The organism is Blastocatellia bacterium (genome assembly GCA_035573895.1).
Lineage (GTDB): Bacteria > Acidobacteriota > Blastocatellia > HR10 > HR10 > DATLZR01.
Genome location: DATLZR010000082.1, coordinates 1 through 10,275 on the forward strand (window position 1 = coordinate 1; position 10,275 = coordinate 10,275).

At 58.1% G+C, this 10,275-nt stretch carries 7 protein-coding genes; 2 read left to right on the forward strand and 5 right to left on the reverse strand.

Annotated elements, in window-relative coordinates; genetic code table 11:
- The first annotated feature begins 1,348 nt into the window (after positions 1–1,348).
- Together VNM72_08225 and VNM72_08230 are read left to right on the forward strand one after the other, a co-directional pair.
- Positions 1,349–3,277, forward strand: coding sequence for a hypothetical protein (locus tag VNM72_08225; protein ID HXF05388.1), 1,929 nt, complete (start codon positions 1,349–1,351; stop codon positions 3,275–3,277).
- Between the two features lie 391 nt (positions 3,278–3,668).
- On the forward strand, positions 3,669–4,694 hold the full coding sequence (locus tag VNM72_08230; GenBank protein HXF05389.1) for a hypothetical protein: 1,026 nt from the start codon (positions 3,669–3,671) through the stop codon (positions 4,692–4,694).
- A gap of 1 nt (position 4,695) precedes the next feature.
- Here VNM72_08230 and sucC read toward each other — a convergent pair whose 3' ends face one another.
- From sucC to VNM72_08255, 5 genes are all read right to left on the reverse strand, one after another.
- The gene (sucC, locus tag VNM72_08235; protein HXF05390.1) at positions 4,696–5,859 is read right to left on the reverse strand and encodes an ADP-forming succinate--CoA ligase subunit beta; all 1,164 of its coding nucleotides are present in this window, start codon (positions 5,857–5,859) and stop codon (positions 4,696–4,698) included.
- Positions 5,860–6,069: 210 nt separating this feature from the next.
- Positions 6,070–7,059 (reverse strand): biotin synthase BioB, encoded by a 990-nt coding sequence (bioB, locus tag VNM72_08240; protein ID HXF05391.1) that lies wholly within the window; start codon positions 7,057–7,059, stop codon positions 6,070–6,072.
- Between the two features lie 211 nt (positions 7,060–7,270).
- Complete coding sequence (locus VNM72_08245; GenBank protein ID HXF05392.1) at positions 7,271–7,612, reverse strand: DUF1992 domain-containing protein; 342 nt, start codon at positions 7,610–7,612, stop codon at positions 7,271–7,273.
- Positions 7,613–8,008: 396 nt separating this feature from the next.
- A complete protein-coding gene (gene mutY / locus VNM72_08250) occupies positions 8,009–9,100 on the reverse strand; it encodes an A/G-specific adenine glycosylase (protein ID HXF05393.1) in 1,092 nt (363 codons plus the stop codon).
- Positions 9,101–9,111: 11 nt separating this feature from the next.
- Positions 9,112–10,092: a DNA glycosylase gene (locus VNM72_08255; protein ID HXF05394.1), complete on the reverse strand. Its 981-nt coding sequence runs from the start codon at positions 10,090–10,092 to the stop codon at positions 9,112–9,114.
- Positions 10,093–10,275 lie beyond the last annotated feature (183 nt).

Here is a 10,275-nt window from a genome sequence, read left to right on the forward strand (position 1 = left end):
GGGAACCGCCGGTCTTCTCTCAGCAAGCTTTGAACAAGCGTGTGATCGTCACGTTTGACTTCGCTCATTGCTTGTCGTTTACCTCCTCTTCTATGGCTCCGGTGAGTGATCACAAGGCAGTTGTGGGATGATACCGATCCATCACGTGAAGGGATACTTTAGCCAAACTCGCCCACCAAATCAACGGGCGAACAGATTCGCGATGGAAGAGGCGTCCATTGCCCAAGGAATCACTCATGAACCGGACGTTGGTGACAAATGAGGAAAAATCTGGGAGCGCCCATGAGGAGCCGGCTCAACGACCACGCCGGAGACGTGCGCTCTCAGGCACTTTCAGGGGAGGCGATGAATCGAACGAAAGACCTGGCCTCTTCCCTGCGTGCCCGTCATTACACCGAGAATTCCCATGCGGGCGCGAGCCGCTACGAGTCATCCTCAGTTCTTCATGGCGTTTCTTGCACACAGGCTAGGACGTCCACCAGTAGTGCCACCGACAATCGAAAATGGGCGGACGCACGCCGGTGCCGGAGCCAGACCTTCTCGTGGTGGGCCGTACCCGAGAATCACTGCCGCTGCGGGTAGGGTGTGAAGTACACGCCTCGCTCCCGTCTCAGCGCACAGTGAGAGCACACTGGGTGAGTTCTCATCACCGACCAACTTCAAGAACAATAAACGTGCCCATAAAAACAATACCTTGTGCTCCCAGATGGTTGCACAAGGTATTTCCTCGATCAGTTGCAGCTTTCTCGGACTTACGTGATCAAAATCAAACTAAATTCGTCTTACCGATCCCCCCACGACTACCATGTGGAGCGTACATAAGGCGGTCACTCATCCTAATCTTTTGCCAAACTAGCGATGATCAACATTAAGATGATGATGGCCGCCAATTCCGGGCCAAATTGTAGCAGCAACATATCACCAACCTCCTTTTTCGGATTTTGCGTCCCACATCCGAGGCGAAAGTATATGGATAACGTACAGGTTTGTCAAGAAAAAGATGGACGAAGGGGAACGCGCAAGAAAGCCTCTATGGGGCAAGCAGGCGGCAGAGATTAGGCCAAGAGAGGACCAGAAGGCCAAAGAGTTCCCGGGGAGCGGTTCGATCAGGGGATCGTGTTGCAAAAGGGCGCATGACTGCCTGGATATTTTGAGCATTTACGATCACACCTCACGTCTGGAGTAATGATAGGCCAATCCGGTGGCGCGGTCTCATGGATGGGGCCTGATGCAGGTCGAGCAGGAGAGCATGGGATGGGCTCTGAAATTTTTTGGAACTAACCGGTTTTCAACCATGTTTGAGTCATTGAAGTTCTCGCCAAAGCTCAACGAGGTGGGAGGTCGAGGTATGGATCGAGTCAGCAGTTACCCATGTGTAAAAGGCTCACTCCTTGGGCTTCTGCTGCTTTTGCTTGTACCCGCGTCCAATTCCCCGATTACACGCGGTCAGAATCAACAGCAGAAGTCAACCACAACGCAGGAGAAAGCAGGTGAGGAGGAAGCGGAAGACATCGAGCGCCAGAAACAGGAGGCCTTGCAGATTCTTTATCAGGCCTCTGAGTCTGTCAAAGACATCGCCGATGTTGTCCTGCGGATTCGCGCCTCTGCCACTGTTGCCGAAGCCCTCTGGCAATATGATCAACCGCTGGCGCGCCAACTCTTTCAGGCCGCCTTTAGCGCCACGAAGGATGCCCCTCGGGACGAGTCCGGCCCCCCGCCAGGGGCCCGTTCCTGGGCTTCCATTGGCAGCACGCGCACGCCGCAGGCGTTGAGGCGCGAGATCCTGGAGAAAGTCGCCAAGCTCGATCCAACCCTCGCTACCGATCTGGCCAGGAGCATTGAGACCGAAAAAGAGGTTCAGCAGACGCCATCTGTCCCTAAGGGAGAGAAACCACTTGCTGCCCGTTCAGTTGAGCGAACCCGAGGCTCTGAGCGTGCTCAGACTTTGCTTGGTCTAGCAAATTCGTTGCTCGAGCAAGATCCGAAGCAGGCTGCCGATGCGGCCGCAGCCATTCTGAGCGAGGGCATCCCCCAACCGTTTATTCAGTTCCTCATGCGGTTACGGCAAAAAGATCGGGCATTGGCTGACGCATTATTCGATAAGGCGCTTCGGGCGGTATTCCGCAACAATCCGCCGCTATTGTCCGAACTGCTCGTGCTTGGCTCCTACGTGCATCAAGACCTGCAATTACCCATTCGCCACAGTATAGGCGGACCGACGCCACCGGTTAATCCGGCTCAAGTGGCGAGCTACCTGAATGCTTTGATCGAGGCCATCGGCATGGCCGCCCAGGCCGTCTCGAATCCGGCCGTTGCGCCCGCCGTGATTGAGCGGGATCTGTATGCCCGCCCGCAAATGCTGCGAGCGATTCTGATCAATATTCGCCCCCATGTCACCGAGTTCATTCCTAATCACCTGGTCACGCTCGATGCTCTGATCGGCCAACTCTCCGTGAACCTCCCCCCTGAGCAGCCCCACCTCCCGCCGGCCGAATCCCAGCGCACTCTGCCGCCCGAAGAAAGGCTCAACGAACTTCTCCAGCGGGCCGAACGAGCCACGCCGGAAGAGCACGATGAACTGCTCTTTCAGGCCGTTCGAGCGGCCGTCGGCGAGGGGAGATGGGACCTGGCTCTTGCAACGGTACCGAAAATCAACGACCTCAGGCTGCGGACCGAACTTTCTGACTACGTCCATTATTCACGAGTCCAGCGGGCCATTAGAGACGAAGATCTTGAGACGGCTCGCCAGAGCGCCCGGGAACTGAACAATCCCGAACGATTCACTCTCGCTTTTATTTCCATTGCTCGTTGGCTAGCTGAGCAAAAGGAAAAGGATCAGGCCCTGGCCGCACTTCAGGAAGCGGAGGCGAAGATCAAGCGGCTTCCGACCTCGGCGGAGAAAGCTCGCTCGCTCCTTCAGATCGCCGAAGCCACCCTCTCGCTTGATACGGAACGCACCTTCGACAGTCTCGGTGCCGTCGTTGATGTTCTCAACCGCTCGGATGCAGAGATTGAGACGAATAAAGCGGGAAACTTCGTCTTCGCCTTTACCAACACCGCAGTGGCAATGGAGATTTCTCAAGGAAATCTGATTCCCGTCATCGAGCGATTGATTGGCGCACTGACCAGAGCCGATGCAGCCCGTGCATTCAGCCTTATTGCATCGTTTGAAAAGCTTCCGCTGCGCGTCATTGCGTCGGTTGCTTACGCCCGCAGCCGATTGCAATACCTGAAGGAGAAAGCGGTCGTACAGGGGAAAAAGAAATCGAACGGGTAAAGTTAAGACTCAGGCGGCGTAGCGATTTTCATCGGTTGCTTCCACCTTCCTTGCACCTCTGATGAAGATGTGTGCTGCATGGGAGGTGAGAGGCAGACTTACCCTTCGCATGCCCACAAGGGTTCCGGCAGAACCTTTGACGGCCTTCGATAAGCTCAACCGCGGGCATTCACCGCGCGCCGAACTACCGTCGCAATCTCACCTTTGCGGCGTTCCATAAGCTCAACCATAGGTTGATCTTCTGGCTTTAGGACAGAGCCCTCGTTTTACGAACAATCCATCCTCCGAGGGCCCCTTGCTGCCTGACAGGCGGGGGCTCTGAATCTTCAGCCGCAATTCTGTCAGACCATCGCGATATGCTACAATGGCCGATGCCAGAGGAGAGACGAGAATGGTCGAAGAACTGACATCGAAGGAACGAGACGAGATTCGAAGCCTGCTTCAACCCTTCTTGGGAGACGCGGGAGCTGAAGCGATGGTGACGGTACTGGAGCGTATTGTGGCACGAGAGGCCCACCTTGCACGAAAGGACATCCAGGACCTTCGGGAACTGAGCCAACAGTTGATCGAGGGTCAGCGCCAGATACAAGCAGCTCTTCTTCAGTTGGCACAGGCGCAGGCGCACACTGAAGAGCGCGTCGGACGGCTGGAAGAAGCAATCGTAAGATTGGCCGAAGCCCAGGCGCGGTCGGAAGAGCGGCTGGCTCGACTGGAAGACGTGCAAGCGCAAACGGTCGAGCGTGTGGGCCGACTCGAAGAAGCCGTCGCCCGGCTGGCTGAAGCCCAGGCGCGATCCGAAGTGCTTCTGGCTGAGACGCGAGAGCGTGTGAGCCGACTCGAAGAAGCCGTCGCCCGGCTGGCTGAAGCCCAGGCGCGATCCGAAGTGCTTCTGGCTGAGACGCGAGAGCGTGTGGGTCGACTCGAAGAAGCTGTCGCGCAATTGATCGAAGCCCAGGCCCGGACGGAAAAGGCACAGCAGCGGATGGAGAAGGCACTGGTTCGATTAGATCGCCAGGTGGGAGGCCTGAGCGAAACGGTCGGAGGCGACATCGAAGATATAGCCTATATTGTGCTTCACGATGTTCTGCAGCGGGAGTTTGGTTGGAAAGTTGGAGTCTTGGAGCGGAGCTGGAAGGTCTGGGGCGGACGGGAGGTGGAAATCAACCTTCTGGGTCAGGCCCATGATCCTTCCCAACCGAACCGGGTCATCTGGATCGTGGGCGAAGCCAAGCACAACTTCACCCTGAAAGAAGCGCGAAAGTTCGCTCATCGCGTAGAGCAAGCGCGAAAGCATCTGGAGGGAACGGTGTTCCCCGTGTGCTTCTGCTACCGGGCGCGCCCGGAGGTTCAAGACTTCATCCTTGACAATGGGTTTGCCCTTGTCTTTTCGTATGGTCGGATGAAGATGAAGCGCTGACTCATGCCTGCCGGGCCAGAGCTGCGACCTTTTCGGCAGCATCCTTCATTCCCGTCGCCACAGTCAACGGAAGCCCGGATTGAGCCAGCAGCTCGCGGGCTCGTTCCACATTCGTTCCTTCCAGCCGCACAACGATGGGCAACCTGACGCCGATCTTTTTGGCTGCCTCAATGACACCCTCAGCCACGATGTCGCACCGGACAATGCCACCGAAAATGTTAATCAAGACGGCCCGAACATTCGGATCCGACAGAAGAATACGGAAGGCATTCTCCACCCGGGTCGTGGTCGCACTTCCTCCCACGTCGAGGAAATTGGCGGGCTCAGCTCCCGCTTGCTTGATGATGTCCATCGTGGCCATGGCCAGCCCTGCCCCATTAACCATGCACCCAATCGTACCGTTGAGCTTGATGTAATTCAGCTCGTACCTGGACGCCTCGACTTCGAGCGGTTCTTCTTCATGGAGATCGCGCAAAGCGGCGTATTCCGGATGGCGAAAGAGCGCATTATCATCGAAGGTGATCTTGGCATCGAGCGCATAAAGCTTCCCATCTTCCGTGAGCAAGAAGGGATTGACCTCGACCAATGAGGCATCGAGATCAACGAAGGCGCGATAAAGAGCTTGCATAAAGGCGGTCGCCGGTCCGATTAATTCCGGAGGCAATCCCAGCGCAAAGGCTAGCTTCCGCGCCTGGAAGGATTGAAATCCGAGGCTCGGAGAGATGTATTCTTTGAAGATCAGTTCCGGCGTCGTGGCAGCGACCTGCTCGATATCCATTCCCCCGGCGGGGCTGGCCATGAAAACAGGCCGTCGAGCGGCTCGATCAATGATGATTCCCAGGTAAAACTCGCGCTTCAGACGGAGGGCCTGTTCAACGAGCACGCGGCGAACCTCCCGCCCCGCCGGTCCGGTTTGCGCCGTCACCAGTTTCATTCCCAGCATCTGGCGGGCGATCTCATAGGCTTCATCCGGTGAGGCAGCGACTCTGATACCTCCGGCTTTGCCCCGGCCCCCAGCATGGATCTGCGCTTTCACCACAACCTTCTGGCCGAGTTTCTCAGCCAGAGCGCGAGCCGCCTCGGGCGTGTCGGCAACATCACCCTCGGGAACAGTCACTCCATATCGCTTTAACAGTGCCTTGGCCTGATATTCGTGGATTTTCATGACGATTTATCCGGCAATGATTTTTTTTCGTCCGCCACTCGCTCCAACGCGGCCGGACGAAGGCTGTGAGTCTAGCTACCGCTCGGCAACTCCGTCAAGCGAAATCCCAGGAGCACATGGCCGGGCGGCCGAATAAAACTGATCTCTTTTTCAGGATGCCACGTTCGGTACACGATCATCGTCAGATCGCATCTGTGCAGCCGGCTCAGATCATTGACCCGACTCATGCCGACCGACGGAATCCGTTGGGCGCCGCCAGCGCAATCCCAGCTTCTCCATCAGAGCGCGATCTCGATCCATCTCCGGATTGGGCGTGGTGAGTAATTTCTCCCCAACGAAGAGGGAATTGGCTCCGGCGAGGAAACACAGGGCTTGAGCTTCGTCCGAAAGGGACAGACGACCGGCGCTCAACCGGATGATTGACCCTGGCATGAGCAACCGCGCCGTGGCAATCATTCGCACGAGTTCCAGAGGATCAACCGGTGGTTGATCGGCCAGAGGTGTACCCGCCACCCGGACGAGCAGATTAATGGGTACGCTCTCGGGGTGAGGGCGCTGAAGAGCCAGTTGATGCAAGAGCCGGTAGCGGTCTTGACGACTCTCGCCCATTCCGATGATGCCCCCGCAGCACACGGCGATCCCGGCGCGACGCACGCGAGCCAGCGTGTCCAGCCGGTCCTTGTAGGTCCGGGTCGAGATGATCCGTGGGTAATACTCGGGCGATGTATCGAGATTGTGGTTGTAGGCTGTGAGGCCGGCAGCCGCAAGTGCCTGCGCCTGCTTCTCGCTCAGCATTCCCAGAGTGCAACACGCCTCCAGGCCCATCGCCCGCACCTGACGAACCATTTCCAGAATCCGCTCAAAGTCAGCCCCCTCCGGAGGTGTACGCCAGGCCGCCCCCATGCACAGTCGTGTCGCTCCTCGCGCCCGCGCCTGTCGAGCAGCGGCGATAACTTCGTCCACCGCGAGTAGCGGTGTGCGTTCAACGCCCGTGTGGTAATGCGCCGATTGTGGACAGTAGGCGCAATCTTCCGGACAGCCCCCTGTCTTGATACTCAAAAGCTGGCACGCCTGAACCTCCAGCGGATCATGGTGCTTCCGATGAACGATCTGAGCGCGAAAGATCAACTCCGGAAGCGGCAGGGTATAAATCGCTTCGATCTCCTCGATGGTCCAATCGTATCGGATCTCCGTCGTCATCGCCGTCGCTCCTCATGCTGAATCGTGCATGGGGGAGCACTCTAACAAACCACCATGAGAGAACGCAAGAAGCGATTTCTCGCCCGCGGATGACCCGGCTGTCCGTCATCTACATCCGGGATGTGGACCGTGGAGGAATGGGAAGAACACACGGCACGAGAGTGCAATTGCCTACGAGAGTACCGATTCCTCTGATCTCGGAGGGAGAGATTTATCTCTCCCCATGCAAAGCGCACCGCCTCATGACATTCAAACGCAGGACCATGAATCGGATTTCGCGCGCCAGCCGCTGTCGCTCTCCGGGATGAGTTGTTCGACTCAGCTCGCGGCGCAACTCACCCAGCTCACGCTGAAGCGAGAGTTCCAGCGGAGCGATTCCAGCATTCTTCAGAATCCTGTTTGCCAGTCGGCGTTCCGCCGGCTCCAACGGATCCGCTGTGAGATCAAGCGGCCGCCCTTTGAGCGCCAGGTTCTCGAATTCCCCGCGCTCGATAGCCTCCGCGATCTTGCGCTCGGCGATGAGCTGCAGAATATCAATTCCCTCGTTCTCCATCAGGGCTTCATCTTACCGCCGGTGAGCGAGTGCAGCCAAGACTTCGTCGCGCAAGCTGGCGACAGTCGGGATCGTTGCCCCGGCCGGGAGAGTCTTCTGGAGTCTTCTGGCGGAGGAGTCGAACCTCTTATCTCCACGTTCCCTCCCTTGAAAATGATCTCCAACGGATGAAAGGTTCCAATGGATCACTCATCATTTGGCCCTTCTCATCCGTTGGCAAACGCATTTTTCACCCCTCGTAGCGTGCCTGAGCACATGGGCGATTCCTCCCCAAATATCCCGGGAGCGCAGGCTTCCTGCCTGCTTATTTTGCCTCCGAGAGAAGGCCCGCTTGAAGGTGCGCTCCTCGTTTTCATCGTTCGCGACGCGCGTGAGGAGGATCCCCCACAAGGAGTCTCAGCCGGAAGGAGCGAAGCGGAGGCACAACTCGTCAAGCAGGACTTTGTTGGCTGCGGGAAAAGGGTAGCGAGATAGTTCATCGGGTCGAACCCAGCGCACGCGCTGGCAGCCAAGAGGTTTTGGCTCGCCTCCCTCATAGGTGCACTCGAAGACATGAAGCGTCACGCGAAGGTGCGAATAGGCATGGCGAATCGTCTTCCATTTCCGCCCCACGCAAACGGTGAGGCCGACTTCCTCTTTGATCTCACGAGCGCAGCAATGGCGCAGGGTTTCTCCCGGTTCGCGCTTACCGCCGGGAAATTCCCACAGCCCACCGAGCAGCCCTTTCGGGTACCGTTGGGCGATGAGAACCTTACCGTCCTTCCAGATTAAACCAATGGCGATGTCCTGATGCGGCAGCCGCTGCGGCGAGCTTTTGACCGGCAGCAGTGTGGGCGAGGAGAGTTGCCTCGCCTGACAGGCGAAATTCCAGCAGCAGAGATCGCATCGAGGCGCGCGAGGTGTGCAGATGAGCGCCCCTAGCTCCATCATCGCTTCGTTGAAAGCGCGTACCCGGTCACGGGGAAGAAGCTCACCAGCGAGGGCGCGCAGGCGGCCTCGAGTAGCCTCTCGGCGAGGATCCTCCCTCAGCCCGAACAGACGACAGAGCAGGCGAATCACATTGCCGTCAACCACTGGGACGGGCTGACCGAAGGCGATACTGGCAATGGCAGCCGCCGTGTATGGGCCGCAGCCGGGCAGTTTCCTCAGCTCCTCATAGGTTGACGGGATCACTCCTCCGGCTTCGCGCACGATCTGCCGCGCCGCCGCCAGAAGATGGCGCGCCCGAGCGTAATAGCCCAGTCCCTCCCACACCTTGAGCACCTGCCCCAGTCGCGCCCGCGCCAGCGTCTTAATATCAGGAAACGTCCGAAGGAACCGTTCATAGTACGGGAGCACGCGCTCTACCGGCGTTTGTTGCGACATGTATTCGACGACGAGGATCCGATAGGGATCGGTAGTCTGCCGCCAGGGGAGCTGCCGCTGATTCCGCTCATACCAGGCGAGTAATGAGCGTTGAAGACGATTTTTCAGAGCCCTGGTCAGCATCGCTGTGGTCTCTATGGCGCCAAGTCATCTTCGCCGGCCTCTCCACCATCCGCTTTGTCCTCGGGAGAAGAACGTACCGCCGTGCTCGCCCCGACGGCCACCGCGTCCTCCGAGGAGAAACGCCGCACGCGCCCACGACGTTCACGAAAAAACGCATAGAGGTACTGCTGGGCAACACCGGCGATGTCTCCGAATCGTCGTCGAGCCAGCGCCTGAATCTCCGAAGGGCGAGGGCGTTCGCCCAAGAAGTAAAGCTCCGTCATCGCCCGTTCAATCCATGTGTCCACGGGAAAAGCCTCCAATCGGTGGTAACCGAAGAGAAGAATGCACTCGGCCACCTTATCGCCCACACCAGGGAGCTGACGCAATCGTGCGCGAAGAATGTCCGTCGGTAGTTCTTCCCAGGATGTGACGTCGGAACGTGTCGCGAGAGTGTGCGCGACGGAGCGAACGTAAACATCCCGGTAACCCAACCCACACCCATGACGGAGATCACTCAGCCGCGCACGGGCGAGCGCCGCCGGTCGGGGGAATGTGTAAGCTCGTCCGAAAGGTGTTTCCAGCGGAGAGCCGTAGCGCTGACACAGGCGTTCGATGATCGAGCGAATCCGGGGAATGTGATTGTTGGCGGAAACGATGAAGGAAATGATCACCTCCAGCGGTTCCTGCCGAAGAATGCGAATCGTGGGATGGTCGGGCAGAAGCGGAGCCAGTATCGGATCGCGTCGAAGCCGCGCGAGCATCGCGGCATAATCACCCTCCAGATCGAAGTAGTGGGCGACCATCCGTCGCGGCTCCGAGGGAGGCGTGCCGCCGACAATTCGCGCCTGGAGCCCCTCACTCGTTTGCTTCACCCGGAGAGCGCATCCCCGAACGATGCCCCAATAGTCACGCGCGCCCAGGCGGTGCCAGCGAAAGCACTGTCCGCTCTCGAGTGTCCTCTCCAGATCAAACCCCTCGATCCGAAAGATTATGTCGCCGGTCTCTCTCATCGCATCGAGAATCCCCCGGGGAGGGAGCATTTTACCACAGACCATCTTCCCGGTACGCTGGTTTTGTTCACGCGATTGGCAGAAACGGTAGTTCCTCAGGTGGGAGATGGAGATGCTGAGAAACAGTGAACAACTCGACTTTTCAACGGACGACCTCTCCGATGGAAACGCGCACTCGCCGGA

Bases quoted from the DNA above. Each gene is read 5' to 3' on its own strand.
- VNM72_08225 (HXF05388.1), top strand. From the start codon at position 1,349: ATGGATCGAGTCAGCAGTTACCCATGTGTAAAAGGCTCACTCCTTGGG.
- VNM72_08230 (HXF05389.1), top strand. From the start codon at position 3,669: ATGGTCGAAGAACTGACATCGAAGGAACGAGACGAGATTCGAAGCCTG.
- sucC (HXF05390.1), bottom strand. From the start codon at position 5,859: ATGAAAATCCACGAATATCAGGCCAAGGCACTGTTAAAGCGATATGGA.
- bioB (HXF05391.1), bottom strand. From the start codon at position 7,059: ATGACGACGGAGATCCGATACGATTGGACCATCGAGGAGATCGAAGCG.
- VNM72_08245 (HXF05392.1), bottom strand. From the start codon at position 7,612: ATGGAGAACGAGGGAATTGATATTCTGCAGCTCATCGCCGAGCGCAAG.
- mutY (HXF05393.1), bottom strand. From the start codon at position 9,100: ATGCTGACCAGGGCTCTGAAAAATCGTCTTCAACGCTCATTACTCGCC.
- VNM72_08255 (HXF05394.1), bottom strand. From the start codon at position 10,092: ATGAGAGAGACCGGCGACATAATCTTTCGGATCGAGGGGTTTGATCTG.